This is a genomic window from Paenibacillus residui, assembly GCF_042677205.1.
GTDB lineage: Bacteria > Bacillota > Bacilli > Paenibacillales > NBRC-103111 > Paenibacillus_L > Paenibacillus_L residui.
Window position 1 is genome coordinate 97,245 of sequence record NZ_JBHTIU010000010.1, and the last position, 23,215, is coordinate 120,459.

General features: G+C 50.5%; 20 protein-coding genes and 1 pseudogene. 5 read left to right on the forward strand and 16 right to left on the reverse strand.

Features of this window, described 5'->3' with window-relative positions:
* Positions 1-452: 452 nt before the first annotated feature.
* The 4 genes from ACFQ03_RS03685 to ACFQ03_RS03700 form a co-directional block, all read right to left on the reverse strand.
* A complete protein-coding gene (locus ACFQ03_RS03685) occupies positions 453-2,378 on the reverse strand; it encodes an FtsX-like permease family protein (protein WP_379286127.1) in 1,926 nt (641 codons plus the stop codon).
* Positions 2,353-3,132, reverse strand: coding sequence for an ABC transporter ATP-binding protein (locus ACFQ03_RS03690; RefSeq protein WP_144939391.1), 780 nt, complete (start codon positions 3,130-3,132; stop codon positions 2,353-2,355). The genes ACFQ03_RS03685 and ACFQ03_RS03690 overlap by 26 nt, the downstream gene beginning before the upstream one ends.
* Positions 3,133-3,234: 102 nt before the next feature.
* A complete protein-coding gene (locus ACFQ03_RS03695) occupies positions 3,235-4,344 on the reverse strand; it encodes a sensor histidine kinase (protein ID WP_379286129.1) in 1,110 nt (369 codons plus the stop codon).
* Positions 4,337-5,053 carry a response regulator transcription factor gene (locus ACFQ03_RS03700; RefSeq protein WP_379286131.1) on the reverse strand — a complete coding sequence of 239 codons (717 nt, stop codon included), beginning with the start codon at positions 5,051-5,053 and terminating at the stop codon, positions 4,337-4,339. Before ACFQ03_RS03700 ends, ACFQ03_RS03695 begins: the two co-directional genes overlap by 8 nt.
* A gap of 170 nt (positions 5,054-5,223) precedes the next feature.
* On the opposite strand from ACFQ03_RS03700, the gene ACFQ03_RS03705 reads away from it, so the two are divergent.
* Positions 5,224-5,541 (forward strand): hypothetical protein, encoded by a 318-nt coding sequence (locus tag ACFQ03_RS03705; RefSeq protein WP_379286133.1) that lies wholly within the window; start codon positions 5,224-5,226, stop codon positions 5,539-5,541.
* A 215-nt stretch (positions 5,542-5,756) separates the two neighbouring features.
* Here the strand turns inward: ACFQ03_RS03705 and ACFQ03_RS03710 are convergent, their stop codons facing one another.
* Positions 5,757-6,326 (reverse strand): DNA-3-methyladenine glycosylase I, encoded by a 570-nt coding sequence (locus ACFQ03_RS03710; RefSeq protein ID WP_379286135.1) that lies wholly within the window; start codon positions 6,324-6,326, stop codon positions 5,757-5,759.
* Positions 6,327-6,442: 116 nt separating this feature from the next.
* On the opposite strand from ACFQ03_RS03710, the gene ACFQ03_RS03715 reads away from it, so the two are divergent.
* A complete protein-coding gene (locus ACFQ03_RS03715; RefSeq protein WP_379286137.1) occupies positions 6,443-7,012 on the forward strand; it encodes a Gmad2 immunoglobulin-like domain-containing protein in 570 nt (189 codons plus the stop codon).
* 155 nt (positions 7,013-7,167) lie between these two features.
* Here the strand turns inward: ACFQ03_RS03715 and ACFQ03_RS03720 are convergent.
* The 6 genes and pseudogenes from ACFQ03_RS03720 to ACFQ03_RS03745 all read right to left on the reverse strand — a co-directional run.
* A pseudogene (locus tag ACFQ03_RS03720) lies at positions 7,168-7,356 on the reverse strand (NADPH-dependent oxidoreductase); the annotation flags it as partial.
* A gap of 126 nt (positions 7,357-7,482) precedes the next feature.
* Positions 7,483-7,785, reverse strand: a complete 303-nt coding sequence (locus tag ACFQ03_RS03725; protein WP_144939380.1) for a hypothetical protein — start codon at positions 7,783-7,785, stop codon at positions 7,483-7,485.
* 79 nt (positions 7,786-7,864) lie between these two features.
* A complete protein-coding gene (locus ACFQ03_RS03730) occupies positions 7,865-9,307 on the reverse strand; it encodes an MATE family efflux transporter (protein ID WP_379286139.1) in 1,443 nt (480 codons plus the stop codon).
* Positions 9,308-9,642: 335 nt separating this feature from the next.
* Positions 9,643-10,965: a DUF4129 domain-containing protein gene (locus ACFQ03_RS03735; protein ID WP_379286173.1), complete on the reverse strand. Its 1,323-nt coding sequence runs from the start codon at positions 10,963-10,965 to the stop codon at positions 9,643-9,645.
* 1 nt (position 10,966) lies between these two features.
* Complete coding sequence (locus ACFQ03_RS03740; RefSeq protein WP_379286141.1) at positions 10,967-12,070, reverse strand: DUF58 domain-containing protein; 1,104 nt, start codon at positions 12,068-12,070, stop codon at positions 10,967-10,969.
* Positions 12,071-12,073: 3 nt separating this feature from the next.
* Entirely contained in the window at positions 12,074-13,036 is a 963-nt protein-coding gene (locus ACFQ03_RS03745; RefSeq protein ID WP_379286143.1) for an AAA family ATPase, read from the reverse strand.
* 305 nt (positions 13,037-13,341) lie between these two features.
* On the opposite strand from ACFQ03_RS03745, the gene ACFQ03_RS03750 reads away from it, so the two are divergent.
* Complete coding sequence (locus ACFQ03_RS03750; protein WP_144939369.1) at positions 13,342-13,878, forward strand: FxLYD domain-containing protein; 537 nt, start codon at positions 13,342-13,344, stop codon at positions 13,876-13,878.
* Between the two features lie 109 nt (positions 13,879-13,987).
* Positions 13,988-15,334 carry a hypothetical protein gene (locus ACFQ03_RS03755; RefSeq protein WP_379286146.1) on the forward strand — a complete coding sequence of 449 codons (1,347 nt, stop codon included), beginning with the start codon at positions 13,988-13,990 and terminating at the stop codon, positions 15,332-15,334.
* A 170-nt stretch (positions 15,335-15,504) separates the two neighbouring features.
* On the opposite strand, the gene ACFQ03_RS03760 is transcribed toward ACFQ03_RS03755, so the two are convergent.
* The 4 genes from ACFQ03_RS03760 to ACFQ03_RS03775 all read right to left on the reverse strand — a co-directional run bounded on the left by ACFQ03_RS03760 (position 15,505) and on the right by ACFQ03_RS03775 (position 21,254).
* Positions 15,505-18,666: an MMPL family transporter gene (locus ACFQ03_RS03760; RefSeq protein ID WP_379286175.1), complete on the reverse strand. Its 3,162-nt coding sequence runs from the start codon at positions 18,664-18,666 to the stop codon at positions 15,505-15,507.
* Complete coding sequence (locus ACFQ03_RS03765; protein ID WP_144939365.1) at positions 18,666-19,130, reverse strand: MarR family winged helix-turn-helix transcriptional regulator; 465 nt, start codon at positions 19,128-19,130, stop codon at positions 18,666-18,668. Before ACFQ03_RS03765 ends, ACFQ03_RS03760 begins: the two co-directional genes overlap by 1 nt.
* Before the next feature lie 442 nt (positions 19,131-19,572).
* Positions 19,573-20,400 (reverse strand): aldo/keto reductase, encoded by an 828-nt coding sequence (locus ACFQ03_RS03770; protein WP_144939363.1) that lies wholly within the window; start codon positions 20,398-20,400, stop codon positions 19,573-19,575.
* Between the two features lie 155 nt (positions 20,401-20,555).
* Positions 20,556-21,254 carry a hypothetical protein gene (locus tag ACFQ03_RS03775; RefSeq protein ID WP_379286149.1) on the reverse strand — a complete coding sequence of 233 codons (699 nt, stop codon included), beginning with the start codon at positions 21,252-21,254 and terminating at the stop codon, positions 20,556-20,558.
* Between the two features lie 356 nt (positions 21,255-21,610).
* Here ACFQ03_RS03775 and ACFQ03_RS03780 point away from each other — a divergent pair, with 356 nt between their 5' ends.
* Positions 21,611-22,666, forward strand: a complete 1,056-nt coding sequence (locus ACFQ03_RS03780; RefSeq protein WP_379286151.1) for a CotH kinase family protein — start codon at positions 21,611-21,613, stop codon at positions 22,664-22,666.
* Positions 22,667-22,730: 64 nt separating this feature from the next.
* Here ACFQ03_RS03780 and ACFQ03_RS03785 read toward each other — a convergent pair whose 3' ends face one another.
* Entirely contained in the window at positions 22,731-23,168 is a 438-nt protein-coding gene (locus ACFQ03_RS03785; protein WP_379286153.1) for a hypothetical protein, read from the reverse strand.
* Between the last annotated feature and the right edge of the window lie 47 nt (positions 23,169-23,215).

A 23,215-nucleotide genomic window follows, 5' to 3' on the forward strand; every position in this document is an offset into this window, starting at 1 on the left:
CAGAGTCTTCTTCCCTTATAACAAATATAATAATGCAGCATCGATTGCTCCATTTCGACGGCCCGCATCATTGGGTCAGAACGTTAATGGACAGTACATATTCTCGATGAAGAAACTTTGCCTAAGGAGGGCTCCCGTTCCAGGGAACCGCCCTCAAAATCTATGGTCCATTATATCATATCCGCTGTTGATTCCTGCCGAACGATTGGAAGGGGCAGAGCATCTAGCAACGCTGTCACGTCGAGCCAACGGGCGTGTGAATTTGGTCAAGCAATCGAGTAAAAAAGATGCAATGTGCAGGTTCATACCTTTATACCGCTACTCTCACGATGTGTGGGCAAACGGCAATAGACCGAATGAAAAAATGCCGAAATCGCAGTCCGGCTCGATCCCCGCGGAGAAGAAAAAAAAAGAACACCCCGGTTTCCGGGGCATCCTGGACGAGTATCGATTTATTTCAAAATACGCCTCATGTATGCATAACGAGTAAGGATAAAATAGAGGTACTGCATAAAGAAGAACAGGCCGATGACGACTAATCCATACTTCCAGACACTGACGGCAAGCAGATTCCCAAGCGCTTTGAACGCGAAGCAGGCATGGACCGTACCGACCATAAAAGGAATGAAGAAAACAAGCCCGATCTGGGTAGTAATCACTCTCTTCAATTCCGCCGGCGTCATGCCGATCTTTCGCAGGGACCTGTAGACAGCCTGATCCTCCTGCAACTCTGTGAACCATTTAAAATATATCATGCTGCCCGCCGCTATAAAAAACAGCACGCTGATAAATATTCCAATAAACAGCGCTAACGAATTTGCCTGAGCCATGTCCAAGTAATTTTGAACTCGCGAAGTAAAATACGGCTTCTGCTCCAGATCGATTTCACTGATCACCCGGTTCACCGTGTCGTTCGTCCGCTCCCAGTTCTTCAGTTCAAAGCCGTAATATCTTATTTTGAAAGCATCCGGGGTGGAATCCATCAACTGTCTATAATGTTCGTCATTAATAATAAGGAAGGATCTTATCCGGATGCTCGTATTCCCTAATCCGTGTTCGATCTGCCCATCCATCTCAAAGGACATCTTATGCTCGCCTATCGATGTTTCCAGCAGGTCCCCCTTGGCGAAAAAATCATGTCCCAATATATTTCGGTACGGAAATACGAACAGCGCATGCCCCTCTTCCACCTTCACCGGCTTCCAGGCCTTCCGCTCAGCGAGTTCATTATATTTGCTTGCCGGGATCATCAGCGCCGAAGTATCCGTCGTGTTAATATATTTAACTTGAAAAGGAACAGCAACCCCCGTCATTTCGAATTCATATTCGATCTGCACCTTATCCTGCCGCATAATGTCCCTAATTCTCTGCGGGTCCATAACCGGGTGGCCTTCCATCCCTTGCTCTTCGTATCCTATCGTCTGCGGATACTGCTCCAGCAATTGACTTCGGGAATCATGGTAGAACACATAGATGGTACCGGATGCGGTCAGAACGACCGCACTGAGAATGGAAACCGCAAATAGCAGCCGGGCATTATCTTTCATCTTGAAGACGAGTTGGGAAATCGTGATCAAGTGAGTTTGCTTGTAATAGACGGATTTCATTCTTTGCAGCTTGCGGAATATGGCCGTGCTTCCTTGTGTATACAGAAAATACGTTCCTGTTATGACAAGGAACAGCACGACAAAGAAGGTTTTGACAATGTTTGACATGTTGGAAATACACGCCAGATAGTACCCTGTCCCAAGACATATCAGCGACAGGAGGACGAGAAACCATGAGAAGGCCGGCACATTCTTCGGTTTTTTGGCCGCTTGGAGCAGATCGATAATCTTGCTGCGCCTAAGCCGGAACAGGTTGAACAAGGTAATGACCTGGAACAGCAGGAAGAACCCTCCCGCCGTGATCCCTACCGCCTTGGGAACAAACCGGAACGGAATCGGATCATTGGTTTTTAACAATTCGGCCAAGGTCATAAAGAACAGCTTCGCAAACAAAGAACCGAACGCCATCCCAACGGCAATGGAAACAAGCGCGATAATCGAGCTCTCATACCAGACCATTCTCTTCAATTGCCAGTGGTTCATCCCGAGCAGCGTGAACAAGCCGAATTCCTTCTTGCGCGATTTAATAAATGCAGAATTGGAATACAGCACGAAAAAAAACGAGAAGATGAAAATGATATACTCACAGGCGATAAGCCCGTTGCGGACCTTGTCAGCGGCCCGGATCGTTCCGTTCACGACACCCGGATGGAAAATAAACTCGGCATAGATGAAGAAGATCATGACGGAAAATACGCTGCTCAGAAAAAAGGCTATATACTGATGCCAATTCCCGGCAACGTTCTTAATGGCGAGCTGCCGGTATTTCATCGAAGGTGCCTCCCAATACGCTCAACGAGTCCAAGATTTGCTGAAAAAAAGCTTGTCGGTTGGAGCCTCTGCGGATTTCCGAGAAAGGCTTGCCGTCCTTGATAAAGATGATTCGCCCGCAGAAGCTTGCGACGAACGGATCGTGCGTCACCATCATGATTGTCGCGTTCTGCCGTTCATTCACTTCTTTAAGGGAAAGCATGACATCGTTGGCCGATTTGGAATCCAGATTGCCCGTCAACTCATCGGCAAACAGAATGGAAGGCCGATGAATCATGGCTCTGGCAATGGCCGTCCGCTGCTGCTGCCCTCCGGATACTTCGAAGGTCCGCTTGTTCAAGATGGATTGGATGCCGAGAATATCCGCGATCTCCTGTAGTCGTTCTTCCATCACCTTAACGGGCGTGTTGTCCAGGACGAGAGGGAGAATAATGTTCTCCTTGATGGATAGTGTATCCAGCAAATTAAAGTCCTGGAAGACAAAGCCGAGCTGCCTTCTCCGAAACAGGGCCAGTTTATTCTTCCTGAGCCGGGAAGGGTCCGTCCCGTTAATTTCTACATGACCGGATGTAGGAGTATCGATCGTGGCCAATATATTAAGCAGTGTGGTTTTGCCGCTGCCCGACGGTCCCATGACCCCCACGAATTCGCCCTCCGCAATTTCCAAATGGAAGTTGTCGAGCGCTTTGTAAGTCATGCTGCTTTTGGGGGAGCCGTATATTTTCGTCAGCGCATTGGCTTTTAACACGGTCATTCCGCTTCCTCCGTTCTTTTTCTCCGATGCCGACAGAGGGCCTTCCGTTAAAATTTGTAGGTAACCTCCGTTCGCGGGAATATCTTGCCGTCATTCTTCATCCTATGAGAAGTCATACATGGACGACGGTTTCGGGAAGAGGATGGTTACGGTCGTTCCCTGGCCTTCCTGAGAGGCAACCGACAGACGGTGTCCGAGCTTTCCGCATACTTGCTGGGCCAGGAACAACCCCATTCCCGTAGACTCTGCCGTTGTTCTTCCGTTGGACCCGGTGAAGAAAGGGTCGAATACGCGCGGAAGATCCTGCTCGGGGATGCCGATCCCTTCGTCCTGGATGGCAAGGCTCCACCCCTTCTCCTTCTCCTTCTCCTCGATCGTAATCTTCAATTGCATGGCCTTTATCTCCCCGCTGTCCTTATCGTGCGAAGAAGTTGTCTTGCGTTTAGCCACAGAATATTTAATCGCGTTGGTCAGAATCTGGCGAAGGATGAACTCCATCCACTTGCGGTCCGTCTCTACATAAACCTCCTGCTTCTCCGCAGTTAACTTAGGGTAGAGGGAACGAGCGATCCATACCGATTTATATTCGTTAATAACCCCTCTTACCAAAGAAACGAGCTCTATCCGATCCGCCTTCAAATCCAGTTCGAATTTCTCCAGCCTGGCCGTGTGGAGCATCATGCTTAACCCATGGCTCAGCCGATCCGTTTCCTCCCTGATGCTTTGAAAGAGCGGCTTCCATTGGCCGGAAGGGTCCTCTTTGGACGCTTGCTGGACCAACAGATCGATGACCGAGACCGGGGTTTTCATTTGATGCACCCATTGATTGGTGAAGTTCAGGTGCTGTTCCTGCTTAGCACGGTACTCATGAAGCTCTTTGGCATAGAGCCTGTAACAGGTATGCAGCAATTCCTGCACACGCAACTGCTCCTGTGTCACCGCAGACTCGAGGCTCAGGATCTGGTCTGGTTTAATCCCGTCTTCTGATATAAGAGCCAATTGGCGATAGAAGGTTCGCTGACGCACATAATCGATGAACAGAAAGCAGGTCAATCCGGCCAGCGATAAAATAAAAATGTAGAGTAGATTGCCCCAGGGGAGCAGAACTCCTTCATGCGAATAGCTTAAATAAACAACCAGCACGATGAGAACCACGTTGATTAAATAAACAAACATGTACATCAAGCGGTCTTTGAGAAAGGATTTAAGCATCTGCCGACTCCCTCTTCCATACCGGCTCCAACCGGTATCCTTGTCCCCGCACCGTCTCAATGGCACCCTTAATGCCCAGCTCCTCCAGCTTCTTGCGCACCCGGGTCACGTTTACCGTCAAAGTATTGTCATCGACGAAATCGGCATCATCCCATAATTCCTCCAGCAGCTCTTCACGGGTAATAATTTGGCCGACCTGCTGAATAAGGCAATTTAAAAGCCTGAATTCATTATGGCTTAAGATGATTTTGCCGCCGTTCCACAGAACTTGGTTCTTGGACCGGTCCAGACCCAATCCGTAAACTTCATACAAATCGCCGGAGCCCGCAGACACTGAGGCATATTCGCCATACGCCCTGCGGAGCGCTCCTTTAATTTTGGCCACTACGACATCCAGGTTGAACGGCTTGGTTAAATAATCATCTCCCCCGTTCTCTATGGCCATAACTTGATCCATCTCCCCGACGCGGGCCGAGATGAAAATAATCGGGACATTGGATATCGTGCGAATCTGCCTGCACCAATAAAATCCGTCGTATTGAGGCAGGTTGATATCCAACAGAACCAAATGAGGACGGTTCTCGACAAACTCATTCCTAATATCGTCGAAACGGGCGGCACGAACCACCTCATAATTATATTTGCGAATATAACCGCTCAATATTTCAGCGATTTTGTCATCATCTTCCACAATCATAATCCGATACACATTTATCCCCTCCGTGTAGGTCACACCCATTGCTTTGGACCGCTGCAAAACGCGACTTCTTCGTAACGCGAGCCCATGGATGGAATTTCCTTGGCCTGCGCATGCTAATGACAACAGATCCGTCCACCCGGATCTCATTATTCCCGATGCCTAGGAAAGGAGAACCTACGTTGACTCAACAAAAACAGCATCAGCAATCGCTGGAAAACGCCATTCAAAACGCTCATCATGCCCTTAATAGCTCTCAGGACGCAGAGCAGGCGGTAGAACAGGCTATGACCAGCTCTGATCCTCAGCAAATGCAGCGGGCCCGCCAGATCGTCGGCCAGGCTAACCGCGCAGTATACGATGCCGAGGAAAGACTGCGGGCCGAAGCGAACGAATCCCAGGAGCAGCAGACCGTTCAAGTTCTGGAGCAGCTTGAACAGGCGAAGCAGGATCTGTCCGAGGCCTCTGAGCGGACAGAGCAGCCGAAGCAAATGCGTTAGAGCTTCTCTAATGGCTATTGGCGCAGACGTTGCCCAGAACATCGCTCGGACGCAGCAGCTGCATTCCGCTTAATCTCGCAGTCTCTATCATCTGCGACGCATGGAGCCGGCCGTGAAACCAGCACTTGCCCCATATTCCCGCCGCTTCTTCAATGGCGGGAACTTGGAGGCTTGTCTTTCATACAACCCATCTATCCTATAAATCCGTTGTCGATTTACCGGCCGGCTCGGCCTGCATACAGAAAGCAATCCGCTGTATGGTCATTGACCATGCCGGCGGCCTGCATATAGGCATAGCAAATAGTGCTCCCCACGAATTTGAAGCCCCGGCTTTTCAAGTCTTTGCTCATTCTGTCGGACTCTGCCGTAGAGGCAGGGACCTCCTGTATGGCGTTCCAATGGTTAATGATTGGTTCTCCGCCGACAAAACCCCAAATATACCGGTCGAAGCTGCCAAATTCCTCCTGTACCTTAAGAAATGCCCGAGCGTTGGCAGTGGTCGCCTCCAGCTTCAATCGGTTGCGGACGATGCCCGGGTTATTCAGCAGTCTTTCTATATCCGCCTGCCCGTATTCGGCTATCCGCTCCGGGTTGAACCCGTCCAGAGCCTGGCGAAAGTTTTCCCTCTTCTTCAATATTGTCAGCCAGCTAAGGCCGGCCTGCATTCCTTCCAGAAGCAGCATTTCAAACAGCTTGCGGTCATCATGAACGGGAACTCCCCACTCTCTGTCATGGTATTGGATATACAGCGGGTCGTCCGTAGTCCAAGCACATCTTTTCATCATGAGCGCCTCCGTGCTTTTATCAATTATTATACCTTTCGAAATTACCTGTTCCAAACATTGATTTTTAGAACATGGCATGGCAAACTGAAACAAAAGAGGAGAAAGGTGGGAAAAGTTTGAAGAAACTGTTTGCCGGTATTGTCATAGGCTGTTCCCTGACGTTGTCGACGACTGTTTTTGCCCAGATGGTTAAAGAGTACAAACTGGTTGAATCCACTTATCCCGTCCTTATGAACGGAGCCAATTACAGCAATGAGGAATGGCCGATTCTGAATTACAATGGGACGACTTACATTCCTTTGAAGGAGTTGGCGGAAGGCCTTCAAGCAAAGGTTCGTTGGAATGAAGAGCTGAAGCGGGTCGAAGTTCGGGGAGAGCAATCGAATCAAGCGTTTGTTATTCATGAAATAGATGGCGATAACGGCAGCTATACCATTACAGGAGAAGCCAGGGTGTTTGAAGGAGTTTTCCAGTATGCCATCAGTGACGGTCATGATTACCTGTTGACGGATCACCTTCAACTCGAGGCCGGAGCCCCCGAGTGGGCCCCATTTACGATAAAGGTTTCGCTGCCCCAGAGCAAGCTTCCAGGGAATGGCACCCTGATGCTGGAAATCTACGAAGAGAGCGCCAAGGACGACTCCCGGATGAACGAACTGTTCGTTCCGCTGCAGAGCTTCCGGTGATCGAGTCAACTTTCGCAAGGAACGCTACGAACTACTAACGTGCTTTTTTAAGAATAGAAATAACCTATTAAAAAATGGTTCCGACCATCATACGGATGATCGGAACCATTTTGGCCACCGGATTCCGGTTACTTTCTATAACGAATCGTGATCCATTAGCTGCGAACCGATTTTAATGCGGCAGACCAGCTAATCACCTGATTCAGCATTTCGTTCACATGTGGAATGTGTAATTCTGCAGGCTTAAAAATCGTATATTGCTCGAAATCGGTAAATAAATTTAACGCGGGGTGTGTGCGAACATCTGCCACTTGTAATTCTGCCAGAATTCCGCGCCCTCTTTCTTATCTTTTTCCCCCAAAAAAACTGCCGACAAAAGTCATTTCGTCGGCAGTACAAGCTGTCCTCATTATATATCCAGATCTTGTCTCACGTTGATCGCCGGGCTGCCCATCTCGCTCATCGCTAAACTACATAGCCCTTCTAATCTTGGAGATATTGTATAACGAAACTATAATCGCAACAATACGAAACAGATAACCGACAATGGGAATAAAGCTGAGAACCGCCATCAAAATATTCAGCCCTGTCGAGAACATCGTATCGTTCTTCAGGAACAAAGAAAAGATGAAGCTGATAATGACAAGCGGAAATACCCAACCGGACGACCATAAATACAAAAACGGAATAAGGGCGAACACAAATCCGATAATGATAGCAATCTCGATTATTATTTGAATCGCACCCAGCAAACGCGCAGTATCCCGGTTCATAGTTCTTTTCCTCCTCACAACTTATTCGACTATATTATATTTTACGTGACAGCAAGCTATACGTTTCAGGCAAATCGGGCTACATGTTCATCGTTTTCCACTTTCCGCCCTTATACCGCCGGTAGATGAGAACAGACCGGATGATCTGATCCGCCGCAATTCCCAGCCAAGCCCCCAGTATTCCCCATTCAAACCATAGCACGAACAGCAGGCTGAGAATGACACGGAAGCCCCATACTCCGATGAAAGTGGAATATAGAGGAAACTTCGTATCCCCGGCTCCGCGCAGCGCCCCCGCCAATATAAACTGAGTCGCTTGGGAGACCTGAACAAAACCGACCACTCTCAGGGCTATGCTCCCCTGCTTGATAATCTCCGGGTCATTCGTATACGGCATCATAATGTATGGAGCGAACAGAATAAAGACCACGCCCAGCGAAGCGGCCACGATGACCCCCAGCTTACGGATCTCCCAGCCGAATTTATCCGCCAGCTCCGGCTTGCCTGCTCCGAGCGATTGGCCTACCATCGTAGTGGCTACGAGCGCGAAGGCCATTCCGGGCATAAACGTCAGTCCGAGAATGCTGAAAGCAATCTGATTGGCGGCAAAGGTGACCGTCCCCAATCCGGCGACGACCTTGCTGAAAATAAGCTGGCCCCCGCGCATGGCGAATTGTTCGCCGGCTGCGGGCAGCCCGATTTTTAATATTTTCCGAATCAGTCCGACATCGAAGCGGAAGATCGATTTTAACGTCAGCCGGACGGTCGATTGACCGCTGAACAGAACATACACAACCCAGGTCATAGCGGTAAAGTTAGCTATCATTGTAGAAATCGCCGCTCCTACCACCCCAAGCCGCGGGAAACCAAACAGTCCATAGATCAGCGGAAAGCCGATAAGGACGACCAGTGCATTGGACAAGACATTGATTTTCATAGGGGTCTTCGTATTGCCCGAACCCCGTAATATGGCCGACAAGCTCATGGAGACCGTCGTGAATCCGATTGACAGGAAAATAATCTTGGCGTACGCCACCCCTTCCACCAGCACTTCGGGGGAGGCACCCATTAATATGAGCATATCTTCGGCATATATATAGCTGAACAGAATGACGACTACGGCAAGGATGATGTTCAACAGGAAGGCCTGGCCTGCGGCACGATTGGCTTCTTCCACATCGCCCGAGCCGATGGAACGGGCCACAATGACCGTAGTCCCTACGTTCAAGGTCATAAATAGGGCCAACAGAAGAAAAAAGGGCTGATTCGTCAGCCCGACCGCAGCCACAGCCTCCGCTCCTACCCGCCCTACCATGATCATATTCAACATCTGCACCATATTAAGCAGCAGCATCTCTACGAGGGACGGTCCGGCTAATTGAAGAATGCGCTTTCGGACGGCTTTTCGGTCATCAATATCGACTTCGGTAAAGGAGTCCGACAACTGACCGGCATCAGGACGAGCTTTCCTCTTGCCTGGTTCCGGGTTAGGACTCGCTAGCTCTCCCTTAATTTCGTTCACCTTCGCTTCTGCAACTTGGCATTTTTCCTATATTATACTAGACCCCGCCTGATAACGCATTCGCAGCCAGCAGTTGCCTGAACCCCAATTCCTCCAAATGTTCCATAAATTCACTGAGTTTCAGGAAGAATCAGCCATTTTGCGGTAGGTTCGGTGCTCTGCCGTTCCCCTTCGTGCAAATGGCGAGAAAAGCCGAACCCCCAAGGCCCGGCTTTTCTTGTAAATGAAGTTGGCAGAGAGAGAGGAGATTCTCTTAATAATAATTTATGCTATTCCGTTCCGATAGCTTGGATGATAGATAGAGAGAATCCGCCCTTTTCTTAATTATGCGGGGCTCACTTGATTCTAAGCCGCTGCTTGAGCCGTTCCAGATCGCCATTCGGTTCCTGCTCCCCGTATCTTGCCTGCTCATAAGCTTCTATAAGCGGCTCGATGGAATCGCCGTCGGTGATCCCCTTCCCGCTCCATTCACGCATAGCCTCCTTGGGAGTCCATGACGCGTCGAAGGGGCGCCCTTGCTCCACCTGCTTCCAGATATAATGCCGATACAGATAGCGGGCCTTATCCCGATCGCTGCGCAAGGCTTCCCACTTCGGCTCCCGGTTTCGCCATTGCTCGAACCAGGCTTGAAGACGGTCTGCGGTGCTTCTGCGCCAATGACCGAGCCCGCCCTCCAGCTTCTCCTCCTCATCGGTATACCCGCTGCTCTCGGATAAATCCAGGCCCTGCCTGTTCATTCTCGCGGCCATCCACCGGTTAAGCCAGCGGGCAGCAGCGGCCGATTTCTTGGCGAGCCAATAAAGAAGCGCCAGGGAAGCAAGCAGTATAACGATGTAAAAGACGAACAAGGCCGCCTTCTCCAGCCAAACGAAGAATGCGGACGGCTCTCCCCTCTCGAGCCCGGGAGGCGCGGACAGGTTTGGAGCCGAGGGAGACTCAGGCGGCGGAAGCTCGGCTTCTTCGGAGGAGAACAACGTGCTAAGCCAGCCGATCAGCCGTGCATACAGCCAGGCAATGCCGTCCTTCATCTGCTTCCAGAGACTGACAAGCATGATCAGAACCAACAGGAAGAGAAGAAGGAAGCGATTCTGCCACAGAAGGCCCGCCCCCAGCTTCTGCTCTTCTTCCGCCTTCTGATTCTTGTTGCGGGACAGTGCCGCCCATTGCAGATGAACGTGGTTGGACATGAGCATGCTGACGACCAGGGAGGCCAGTCCTAGCCAGAACATCAAAGGAATATAAGGGGTCAGCCTCTCCAGCTTGAAGTAAAAGATGGAGGTGACGAAATAAATAATCGGCCCGAGCCAGTAGAACATCTCCGGGTAAACATCGACCGCATTCCGGAAGGCCATATACGCCCCCCTATAGAAGGCGAGCAAGCCGATGGCCCAGGTTACCCAGCCGGCCAATTCGTTGCCATAGACGGCTATGGAAATCAGCCCGGTAACAGCCAGAGCATACAGCAGCAGCCAAAACCTCCTCGTTATCCGGAGAAGGACAATCGAGGTAGTACCCGCCAGATAGAATACCGCCAGCAGAACAAGCCATAGCGGAAGCTTGCCTTCTAGGGAGAGGAAAATGCCGGGCAGAATGGCTAACGGCATAAACAACAGCATCTCGATGCAGCCATGCATCCATCCCTTTAACGATAGGATCATTCTACGCACTGGCCTGTTCCCCCCCTTCACTGCGGTTCAGCGGGATGATTTCCACCCTGTTTCCGTTTGATTCCAACCGATGGATTTTATCCTGCATTTTAGCGCTTACATAAGGTGTGATTAACAGATAGACTGTGTTCTGGTTTCCGTTCCAGGCTTCCGCCTCGAGGAACGCCGACATCTCGCAGCTGCACTCTATAACCAGCTTGGCCATGGTCTCATAGAGCAGCGTCAGATGCTCTTGTCCGCTGACCGGCTCGATGCGCACGGCCTCATTCGGCTGATCGACGGTATAACCGTTGCATCCGAACCCGACCTCCATCCCTTGCCGGATACCGTCCTCCGCCAAGGTCGCCGCATAGGAGATTCCCCGTTCGATCAATTCGGGGTCGGTGACTGCGTTCCACATTTCCTCAGACACTTCGAAATTAACGCAGATCATCAACCGGTGATCGGCCGTAAACCCCCGGTTATGAACCTGGAGCGTGCCGACCCGGGCCGTTGCCTTCCAGTTCACATCCTTCATGGAATCCCCATAGCGGTATTCCCGGACGCCATTGATCATGAACGGGTCCTCCATGATCCAGCGGCGTACGAGCAAGTCTCCCTGCCAGCTGCGGTAAGGAAGGGGAATCTCTTCCATAGGGACGGTCTTCGGGTAGACCAGCAGCTGGGCCGAAACGGGGACGGTCTTGAAGACCGACTGCATTCCGAGCAGATCTCCGCAAGTGAGGGTGGCGGTATCCAGCGAATAGGCCCCTCTCTTCATGCAGCGGATATAATGCCGGCGGGTGATCTGGGTGTAGGGCATCAAGCTGAACAGACTGGAGTGATTCTGGAACATCTGGCCCCCGCTGATATTCAGATTATACTGCTTCTGAAACTGCAGATTGGCATGGATCAGCGACTCCAGCTTCAACCAGGGAACAGGCAGCCACTTGCGGTTGGCGATCCTCTCCACCAGCTGGACCTCCTCCCCTTCGAAGACGGCAGCCTTGTTGAAGCTTCGCCCGACGGACAGATGCTTGAGAGCTTTTCTTTTATATAGAAAGCTCTGGGCAAGTACGACAATAAAACTGACAAATAAAATCCAGTGTATGCCCATTTCTTACCTCTTAAGCAATGACTCTTCGGAGGGAGTCTCGGTCTCTCCCAATATTTTATCGATCACCTGCTCGTCCATCCGATCCTTGTATCGCATGGCGTTCCTCAACAGGATTCGATGAGCCAGCACCGGCTTGGCCATCGCCTTCACATCATCGGGAGTGACATAGTCTCTTCCTTGCAGGATTGCGTAAACTTGAACCGCTTTCAATAAAGCTTGGCTTCCCCGCGGACTGACGCCCATGGCCACCTCGCTATGCGCTCTCGTTTTCTCAACGATGGCAATCATATATCGCAATATATCTTCGCTTACCTTGATCTGCGAATACCGGTCCTGCGCCGCTACGATATCCCGGGCAGATGCGACGGCTTCGATCCGGTCGAGCGGATTTTCTTCCTTAAACCGTTTGAGAATATCGACCGCTTCCTCCGATGTCGGATATCCCATCTTAACTTTGATCAGGAAACGGTCCAACTGGGCCTCCGGCAATGGAAAAGTCCCCTGATTCTCGACCGGATTCTGCGTAGCGATAACCAGGAACGGCCGGTCCAGGCGGCGTGTCTCGCCATCCACCGTAATCTGCCGTTCCTCCATACATTCCAGCAAGCTGGATTGGGTTCGCGGAGTAGCGCGGTTAATCTCGTCGGCCAGGACAATTTGCGAGAAAATGGGACCCTCTCTAAACTCGAAGTCGCCCGTTTTCTGATTGTAATAATTAATTCCGCTCAAATCGGAAGGCAGAAGATCAGGGGTAAACTGAATTCTTCTGAAGGTGCATCCCAATGATTTGGCCATCGCCTTGGCCAGCAGTGTCTTCCCGGTTCCCGGAACGTCCTCCAGCAGGACATGGCCGGAAGAGACAAGCGCAACCAGCAGCAAATCCACAACTTCATCCTTACCGACAATCACCTGGTGAACGTTATGCCTGATTCTGTCCGCCAACGTTCTGATCTGTTCAAAATCCATTGTTCCCACCGCCTATCCTGTAAATGTTTATGCTTCCATCTTATTCTACTATACCTTGGATGACGGAAGTTTCCCATCTGTTTTCAATAAAAAATGCTTTCCGATAAACTTCGCTCCGAAAATGAAACGATCCACCGGCCATCCCCGTATATGATAATCTAAATGCGGTATAAGCAGACTCCTGCTTCATCCCTGCGACATTCGCCCTATTTTTCAGGCAGATGGTTTTCTTTTCGCTCGGGACCGTTTATGATTTACAAGGTGTTGTGCCCTATTTCTTGAGGTAATCGGAGGTGGTTGTTCGCGTGAATATTACATCGATTTTTATTACTCCCTGGGCTTCCATTGCATTAGTGCTCACTGTCGTTGCGGCAGTCTCGCTCATTCTCGGCAAATATGACCGGAAGACCATTCTTTCGGGAACCTTGAAAGCTTTCTTGTCCTTCTATGCCATTACGGTATTTGTAAACGGTGTGATTCAATATGAGAGCTTCTCCGCAGAGCAGCATATGAATGAAATTCTGGACCGCCAATTCGAAACCATTCAACAGCAAAAGTCGAAGCTCTCCACCGCCGATCAATTGGTGATAGCCGTCAGCTCCGGGAATGATGATGGCGATTATATCAGCGAAGTTTATGTCGGTAACTATAGTCAGCAGCACTTGGCCAGCGGCAAGCTTAACCTGATGCTGTACAACAAGGACGGCAACAAGGTCATCTCGGAAACTATCGAGGTTACCGATCTGAAGCCGGGTGAACGCAGGAAGCTGAAACGCATTTATACGGATGATAAAATCGAACAATTCCGATACCGGTGGATGACCTACAAGACAGCGAGCTAAGCAGCAGAATCCAAACTTATATAGAAGTAAACCCCGTATACTTTCAACGAACTTAAAGATTTATGTGATATAAAAGATATTCGCAGCTTGCTAAGAGAGGGGATGACTTATGGAAACATGGAATACGGATAAACCTGTGCTCTACGAACGTCAGGAAGTAAAAATGCAGCCCTTCTATTGGATTCTTACCTTCGAAGCTCTGTTCTTCCTGTTGGCGTTAGGCTTAGGCTTGGTTGCCCTGCCTTTCTATCTTGTTCAATTTAGCACAGTCTGGGCCGTCATTTGCTTTATCGCCGGACTGCCGCTCGGAGGATATCTCATCTGGGCAGCCGTGAGAGCAGGACGTCAAAGAATATGGGAAAATGACCACCTGGACCGCTATCGGTTGTTCGAGGACGGGTTCGAGTTCGAGCAATATGATAAGAAGTTGAAAAGCAAAAAGAGCGCGTTCGTTCCCTTCTCCAAGGTGGAAGAAGCCGTGGGCTCGAAATTTATTGCAAAATACCACTATGCGTATAGAAAGTCGGGCTTTTTCGAGAAACAGCCTTACGCCCATATCTTTCCCGTCCTGTTCTTTATATATCGGGAGGCGGGCGAAAGGAAGCTGGCCCGGATCTATTTCAAAGATGATCACAGCATCAATCAATGGCTGAAGGAAACCGGCAAGAACGGTATTCCGATTCGGATCTGTATTCATCCCTTGGATATTCTTCCCGACGAACAACTGCTGGAGGTTTACGGCAAGGAAAGGGAAGAGTGGCCTCTGTCGGACTTCGGAGACGAGGATGCGGCCAATAAATCGGCAGACGGGGCCGTTGATCCATCCGGCGGCATAGGCCAACAAGGCAGCATGGTCGAAACCGATGAGGGGGCTGGCGGCAGAGGCGATGCACGGCATATGGAGGGTCCCGGCCGTTATACCGGAGCCCAAGGCACCCATCATCAAGCCAGGGGGTGGACGGGAGTCGGCAGGCCCGCGGATTTCCACCTCCGTTTTGAGCAATTGGCGACTGCGGCCTCACGCGAGCAGGCTAACCGGCAAAGGGAGGTAAAGCTGAAGGAAGCCAAAACCAAGGCCGCGATCCCGTTCTGGCTTCCTTATATTCTGCTGGCACTCGGGCTGGCTTTGCTGTATGGAGCGGCTGACCGCGGAATAATCTCCACGGGCAACTGGTGGATCGGCTTGGCCGTATACCTTCCGGCTTATGCGGGTTCCGTCTATCTCCTGAGGAAAGCGACGATCTGGAAGGCTCTCCTGCTTATTCTGCTGTCCTTCGTCATCCTGTTCGTGACCATGATGTTCGTAACGGAGACGGGGGCTAAAGAAACCGAGGTTTTCTTCGAGAGCTTGCTGACCGCGTACTTTGTTTCGGTTCTGCTCAGCATCGTCCTATATCCTGTTCTCTTGATCTTGCGGAAGAAACGCCCTTTGAAGCATCATGACAATCCTTCCTGATGCTGTAAGAGCTTAAAGATTCCTATGTAGTAAATAGAGAGGCGCATGCTCTGCATGCGCCTCGTTTTTGTTCAAATATAAGAAAGTATAAGTTTCGCCTTATACTTGTTCTCATATTTCATCGGTAAACGCGCCTGTCCCAAGGACGGCGATAGCCGTTTATCCTTGTATTACATGGACAGATCCTTGCCCAGGCTTTCTTTGTCTTTGGGGGCGAATGGCCACCAGTTGGCGGAGCCGAACGTCCTGATCATCACCGGGACAAAGAATGGCATGAAGGCAAAAGCATACAGGAAGAGCCCGGTAATGGCTATCGTGGCGATCTGCAGAAGCGACAGAACGCCGGATGGCAGCATCGCCGCGAATGTTCCTCCCAAAATTATCGCTGCCGAAACAATGACCGTCCCCATATTTTTCATTGAATGGAGCATGGCTTCTTTGACCGGCAAATGTTTGTACTCGTTGAAGCGGTCCATCAGGAATATACTGTAATCGACGCCCAATGCGACCAGAATCACAAAGGCGAAGAATGGCACAGGCCAACTGATTCCCGCATAGCCCATAATATCGACGAACACCACTTCAGCTACCGCGACGGATGTGAAGTAAGTCAGAATAAGCGACAAGATCAGATAGAGCGGCATAATAATCGATCTGAGCAGCAGAATCAGAATAATCGCTATTCCAATAAGCATCAGCACTACGGTTCTGGAATAATCCGCCGCCGAAATTTCGTTCAGGTCGGCGTACATTCCGGTCACACCGCTGATACCGTAGGTAGAATCGGCCAATACCGTGCCCTTGACTGCTCTGTCCACGGCCGCTTTGATTTCATCGATCTTGGCAATGGTCTCCGTACTGTAAGGATTGCCTGTAAATACGACATCCAGGGTAGCTACTCTGCGGTCGGGAGACATGTAAGTGTCGAATACCTGTTTGAAATCTTCGTTCTCCAGCACTTCCGCCGGAATATGCCATCCCGCCATCGTTTCATCGGAGGAGTCCGCCAGTCCGTTCAAATATTGCTGGGCGGATTCCAGTCCGCTGGACAGCTCGGACAGGCCTTCCACGCTTTGGTCCAGCCCTTCGGTAAGCTGAGCAAGCTGATCATCCAGTTGGGCGAAACCTTGCTGGATCTCCTTCTGGCCGGCGGCAATTTGCTCCAGCCCCTGAATCACTCCGGGCACTTTGGCCACAATCTGTCCTTGGCCGTCCGCCGCCTGGTCCATGCCGGTCCGCAGCTGCTCGATGCCGGATACTAATTTGTCCAGGCCCCCTGCTAACAAGGTTTGCCCTTCCACGGATTGTGCCAGGCCGAGGTTCGCTTGTTCCAGCGAAGCTCCGACTTTGGCCAACTCCGCATTAAGCTGTGTCAAGCCTTCGGCCAGCGGCCCGATGCTTTGGCGCACTTGGGACACCGCTGCCTGAATGGCTATAAAATCCTGATCCTGCTTCAGGTCCGGATAGCGTTCCGCCAAGTTCTGAACACTGTGTTCCATTCCTCCAAGCCCTTCGCTTATTCCACTCAGACCCTTCTCGATCTCCCCGTATTTCCCGGCGAACACAGTGATGCCGCTCTCGATCTGCTTGTAGCCGTCGAGCAGTTCCCGGCCTCCCGCGGCAAGCTGCTCCGCAGACTGCTTGGCCTGCTCCAATCCTTGCTTCAAATCATTCGCACCGGATGAGCCTTGACGGATCCCTTGCTCGATTTGCTTCAACCCTTGATTTAGCTCCGTCATGCCGAATTTAAGCTGATCGGTGCCTTGCACCAGACTGCCGACTCCTTCTGCTGCTTTGGAAAGCTCAGGTCCCGATTTGCTTAGCTCGGCGCTGGCTGTTGCCAGGCCTTCACGGATTTGACTCAATCCGTCCGTGCCTTCTCCCAGGCCCTCATCCAGCTTCTTCACCTGCTCGGTGACCAGGAGATCCTTCAATTCCTCTCCGACAGGCCGTGTCGCGCTGCGAATGGACTCTACGCCCTCTACCTTCTCGATCTCCCGGCTGATCTTCTCCATGGCCGCCAATGCTTCCGAAGTATCCATCGGCCGGTCATTCTTCAGCACGATCTTGGCCGGCATCGACTGACCGGGGCCGAAGCTGTCGGCGATAATGTTGAACGCTTTGACCGAGTTATAATCATCGCCGATTTCATCGAGCGAGTTGTAGGATTTAACACCGTCATAGGACAATAACAGCGGAACGACCAGCACTGCCATAAGCAATAAGGTCATCAGCGGGCGTTTCCAGGAAAAGCGTCCGGCCGCCTCCCACATCCGGCTCGGTTTATGCTCGAGAGTTCCCTTAGACGGCCAGAACAGCTTGCTGCCGAGCACCGCCATAAAGAAAGGAACCAAGGTAAGCAGAGCGATCAGCAGTACACCTACTCCGACCGCCACCGCAGCCGCGGATTGATATAGAATGAAGGTCGAGAACCCGATGGAGGCAAATCCGACCATAACGGCAAGACCGGAGAAAAATACAGTCTTGCCCGCCGTCCGATAGGTTTCGACTATGGCGGACCATACGTCATCCGGCTGCTTGACCAGCTCTTCCTTAAACCGGCTTATCAGCAGGATACAGTAATCGGTCCCGATACCGAACATAACGGCAACCATGAAGATTTGAGTAAAATTGGATAGCGGGAAGTTCACCCCGTCTACCAGGAAGGCGATGATCGATTGCGCCGCCAGATAGCTTATGCCTACGGCCAGCAGTGGAACGAACGGCGCAACGGCCGAGCGGAATACGATAAACAAGATCACCAGAATAAAGATGACCGTGATCACTTCGGTTCGCTTCAAGCCTGCCTCGGAGCTGGCCACCACATCTTCATCGATAAAATGACTGCTTGTCAAATAATGCTCTACCTGCACATCTTCAAGAGCTCTGTAGAGGGAATCGCTGACCTCCGCAGTCGAACGTCCCTCCCAATCTCCTCCGAGCAGCACCATGATCGTCTTTCCATCCCCGGATACAAGCTGCTCCTCCAATTCCTTCTGTTCGAAATGGCTCGTCACGGAAGTAAGCGCCAGCTGCTCTTTCCTGCTGTCGAGCATCTGCACGGCTCTCTCGATTTCCGTAAGGTTGTCGGCGGTCAACCCGTCCTTGTTATGAAATACAAGGACCGTATCGCCAACCTCATTTCCGCTTCCCTGCTTGTCGACCTCCTTCAGAATATTGTCCGCAAGCGAGGAAGAATATCCGTCCGGAACCGTTATCTGTCCCTTCTCCCGAACCAGATCGGCCATATTGGGCGCCGTTACGAACAAGACTGCCACCGCGGCTATCCAGACAGCCAGAATAAACCATCTTGCCTTTAGGATTCCTCTTATCATTGGGCCTCTCCCCCTTCTCCGTTATTCTGCATAAGATCGGCCAGCATCTCGTAACAATGAATAAAGGTTTCAATTTCTTCCTCACTGAAATACTGCAGATACGAGCCGATTTGCTTCTCTATCTTGCTAACAGCCAACCGGCGAACCCGTTCCCCTTCCGCGGTCAACGACAAGTAGACCATTCTCCGGTCCTTATCATCCCGAACACGCTCAATCAGCCCTTTATCCTCCAACCGGGTAACAATGGCCGTAATCGCACTCTTGCCTACCCCGAAAACATCGGCCAGCTCCGTAGGAGTACAGAGCTTCGAACCGTGAAGGTAACATAGGATAGCGTGCTGCTCAATCGTCTGGCCATCCTCAATACTATCCCGAATGATGAGACTGATCCGCTTATTGACGACAAAATGAGCCTCTTCATACCGCTGAATCCACTCCTTCAGCTTCTGCTCCTTGCTCAAGACCGATCCCCCCTCCCCTTGCAGACTATTTAGTTCTATCAGTGAATAGTTCTATCATTGAACTATTAGACGTTATAAACTATACCAACTTTCACCGTGCAAAGTCAAACCATTTCCTTGTGAATCCACAAGTTCCAGTTCCGTGGCTGATTTTCTAAACGGCCTGATAATTTTAAGCTAAATCGTCTTTACCAACGGTTTTTATTAGTGCAGCATTATACCCCTTATACTTCGCGAGTATCGAACCTCCGGGTCAATTTTCACTAGGGTTCGTAAGCTTAAGCACGACAAAAAACCCGGTCCAAGACCGGGTTGTAGAAATATGTATAACCCAGGGCAGCTCCGTCCCGATATTATAACCCGCCCTAGAAGGCGGAATCCGAATCAACCGAATAATGCTGCCCTGATGTTCAACCGTGCTTAGGCGAGTTCACACCTTGTCTTAGAACAAAAATTCATCCGGATTGCTGCCGAATCTTTTGTTCTCATTCATGCCGTCGATTTTCTCCATTTCCTCAGCAGACAGCTCGAAGTCGAAAATTTCCGAGTTCTCCTTAATCCTGTGCTCATTAATGGATTTCGGAATAACGACAACTCCATTCTGCAGATCCCAACGCAGCACAATCTGAGCCGGCGACTTCCCGTGGGCCGCGGCGATCTCCTTCAATACCGGATGATCGAGGTTGCCCTGCATTAGCGGGCTCCAGGCCTCCATCTGAATCCGATGCTCCTTACAATATTGCAGAAGCTCTTTCTGCGATAGCAGCGGGTGAGTTTCCACCTGATTCACCATCGGCACCACTTCCGCATCCGCCAACAGATTATCCAAATGATGGATGTGGAAATTACTTACGCCTATCGCCCGGACGAGACCTTCTTTATAAAGCTTCTCCAGCGCCTTCCAGGTGTCCTTGTACTTGTCCTTGCCCGGCCAGTGAATTAAATACAAATCTACATATTCCAAGCCGAGCTTCCTGCGGCTCTCTTCAAAAGCCTTCAGGGTCTTATCATATCCTTGATCTTCATTCCACACTTTAGTCGTAATGAATAGTTCTTCCCGGGAGATGCCGGATTCCGCGACTGCTTTGCCCACTCCCTGCTCGTTGCCATAAATGGCGGCCGTATCGATGCTCCGGTAACCTATCTTAAGAGCGGACCGGACAGCATTCTCCACTACTTGGCCCTCCTCGACTCTCCAAACTCCAAGTCCCAGCCAAGGCATCTTAACTCCATTGCTTAATTCCGTACTTTCCGCCAAACGATTGACCATTACCTTTCCCTCCTAATCGATACTTGTCCTTCATTTGTCTACATAATAATCATATCACGTTTTGTTAAATCACACCAAATCGGAGCAAATTATGTATAAAAGACCGAAGCCGGCTCTTTCCGAACCGGCCCCGGCCGTTGGCTATCCTTAGATAATTACCAGGCTTTTCTCCGCAAGCCGCTTTGTCTCCGTTGTACTCTGCTTCTAACGCGGCTTCCAACTCTGCTTCTAACACGGCTTCCACGGGAATCATCCCGTCTATGGCCGCTTCCCCGGGTGCTTTTTTGACCGCTTCTATGACCGCTTCCGTGACTTACGTTCTGTCCGCTCCTATGGCCGCTTTTGCTGCCGCTTCTATTTCCGCTCCTATGACCGCTTCTTTGTCCGCTTTTGTTACCCCCGCTCCTATTGCCGCCGCTCGAGCTTCCTTGACTCTTATTCTTCTCTTTCACACAAATGCTGCGAATATGGAAGATCGGAACACGAATCACTTCTTGTTTTACGACTAGAAGCAGATGGGTGGAGGTTACGTCAACGATGAAGCCTTCCAGCTTCTCCGGACCGCCTCCGTTAATTTGTACGAAGCGGTGCTTTAAATTTTCCAGAATGTCATGGAAGCTGTCCCCTTCATGATACCGGGGGGCCTCGTCGTAAGTGGAGCTCTTGTTTTCCCTATTTTCCGTTATGCTTTTGACATGACTGTTTTGAACATATACGGCTCCGTCGCTGCAGTGCAGAATCAAGTAGTCGGATTGAACCGCCAAGAGCTTACCCAAGACCGTATCCGGTCCTCCACGGTTAATTTTTACTTCCTTGCCTATTAACGACGCGAGATAATTGGATTCGTTACTCATAAATCATAACTCCTCTCCCTTTGATTTGAAGCGCAAGAGCATCTTCTCTCTCAATCTCCAAACGAAACGACTCGAGATAAAACTTTAGCAGCAACCCCGGTCGATCCCCCCTTTCAACTATCATTAATGTTTATTTCTACTTCAAGTATATGTACCCCGTAGATTGAAGGGACTAGTTGTAAATCCCGATTCTCTATAATTCCACCAATATCTATCAACTAATGGAAGGGTTGAGAGATTTCACGGATGGCAGAACCGGGACAAATGCCGTGACCACTGGGGGAACGCCTGCATAAGGTAAGGTAATTGCCTATGCATAAGGGCATCTGTTTAACATGTGGAAGGTGGATATGTTCATGAGTTTGCCTATTCGACATGTAGTCATTCGAGGCCATCAATTGGATCAGCTTCAGGAAGACGTATGGAGCAAAAAGTTTGTGGATGCCTATATCGTTAACAATGGCACCCGGGAACCGATAAAAATAAGATATCGTGGAGGGCATACCCGGGAATATCCCAAAAGATCGTTTGAAATAGTAAAGGACAAACAAACCTATCACTGGAATGCCGAGTATGATGATCCTTCCATGATCCGCAATGCTCTTTCCTTCCAGTTCTTCCAATGGATCGGGGTCCCCAGTCCGCAAACCAGGCATATTCGGCTTTATATGAACGAACGAAGCTTGGGAGTTTATTTGGAAATTGAAGCCGTGGACCGGTCTTTCTTTAATAGAAGGAAGATTCCTATACAATCGATCTTCTATGCCATAAATGATAACGCGAACTTTCATTTAAACGATCCGGAAACCAAACGCAGGAAAGATTCATTGTTTGACGGTTACGAATTAGTGATGGGGGGCGACAAGAGCCGCCGGCAGCTGCAAACCTTCATTGCCAGACTGAATTCATTAAGCGGCAAGAAGTTATACTCCTTCCTGTCAGGTAATCTGGATATAGACAATTACTTGAAATGGCTGGCTGGGGCCGTATATACCGGAAATTATGACGGCTTCGATCACAATTACGCCTTATATCGCCATAGGGTGCGCAAGGTCTATCGCATCGTTCCCTGGGACTACGAAGGAACCTGGGGAAGAAATTGTTACGGAAAGCCATGCGGCAGCAATCTGGTTAGAATAACCGGGTATAACCATCTGACCAAGAAGCTGTTGGAATATTCCAAAGTGCGTAAACGCTATAAAAAGATTCTTGAAAATATATGGCGCAATACCTTTACTACAAAACGAATTATGCCAGTAGTTGATCAGCTCCACTCCAACATTTCCCCCTATATTTACAGGGATTATGAACGAAAATGGTCCTATTCCACTTTTCAGGGGGAACCCGACTTTATTCGCAACTATATTGTAGAAAGAAGGCGGTTGGTGGCGAGTGAATTGACCAAGCTATAGCGAAGAATACCCGTCGCCTGCTTAAGCTTGGCAGCATGACGAAAAAGAAGGGTTAGGACAACGCCTAACCCTTCCGTCTTCCATTAGCCGTATTGCTAATGACTGCTGTGGTGTCCGTGATGCCCACTCCGGTGATCGTCCCGATGTCTGCTGCGGTGTCCGCGGTGTCCGCTCCGGTGATCGTCCCGATGTTTGCTGCGGTGTCCGCGGTGACCGCTCCGGTGATCGTCCCGATGTTTGCTGCGGTGTCCGCGGCGCCCACTCCGGTGATCGTCCCGATGTCCGCTGCGGTGATCGCGGTGATCGCTCCGGTGATCGTCCCGATGACAGCTTCGGCCGCTGCGGTGATCGCGGTGATCACTCCGGTGATCTTTCCGATGACAGCTTCGGCTGCTGCGGTGATCACTGCGTTGAACGCTGCGCTGACAGCTTCCGCAGCCTCCGCTGCCCTGACTTCTTTCTCCCCGCTTGCGGCAAGAATCGCATCGCTTACAGCAGTCACTGCTTCGGCGTTTTCCACCCCATGTCAAACTTGAGCCGGTTCGTTCT

What these genes read in the sequence shown, in the direction of transcription:
- ACFQ03_RS03710 (WP_379286135.1), bottom strand. Translation starts at nt 6,326, where the DNA reads ATGATGAAAAGATGTGCTTGGACTACGGACGACCCGCTGTATATCCAA.
- ACFQ03_RS03755 (WP_379286146.1), top strand. Translation starts at nt 13,988, where the DNA reads ATGGAAACATGGAATACGGATAAACCTGTGCTCTACGAACGTCAGGAA.
- ACFQ03_RS03740 (WP_379286141.1), bottom strand. Translation starts at nt 12,070, where the DNA reads ATGGGCATACACTGGATTTTATTTGTCAGTTTTATTGTCGTACTTGCC.
- ACFQ03_RS03780 (WP_379286151.1), top strand. Translation starts at nt 21,611, where the DNA reads ATGAGTTTGCCTATTCGACATGTAGTCATTCGAGGCCATCAATTGGAT.
- ACFQ03_RS03685 (WP_379286127.1), bottom strand. Translation starts at nt 2,378, where the DNA reads ATGAAATACCGGCAGCTCGCCATTAAGAACGTTGCCGGGAATTGGCAT.
- ACFQ03_RS03770 (WP_144939363.1), bottom strand. Translation starts at nt 20,400, where the DNA reads ATGGTCAATCGTTTGGCGGAAAGTACGGAATTAAGCAATGGAGTTAAG.
- ACFQ03_RS03690 (WP_144939391.1), bottom strand. Translation starts at nt 3,132, where the DNA reads ATGACCGTGTTAAAAGCCAATGCGCTGACGAAAATATACGGCTCCCCC.
- ACFQ03_RS03775 (WP_379286149.1), bottom strand. Translation starts at nt 21,254, where the DNA reads ATGAGTAACGAATCCAATTATCTCGCGTCGTTAATAGGCAAGGAAGTA.
- ACFQ03_RS03735 (WP_379286173.1), bottom strand. Translation starts at nt 10,965, where the DNA reads ATGATCCTATCGTTAAAGGGATGGATGCATGGCTGCATCGAGATGCTG.
- ACFQ03_RS03745 (WP_379286143.1), bottom strand. Translation starts at nt 13,036, where the DNA reads ATGGATTTTGAACAGATCAGAACGTTGGCGGACAGAATCAGGCATAAC.
- ACFQ03_RS03725 (WP_144939380.1), bottom strand. Translation starts at nt 7,785, where the DNA reads ATGAACCGGGATACTGCGCGTTTGCTGGGTGCGATTCAAATAATAATC.
- ACFQ03_RS03695 (WP_379286129.1), bottom strand. Translation starts at nt 4,344, where the DNA reads ATGCTTAAATCCTTTCTCAAAGACCGCTTGATGTACATGTTTGTTTAT.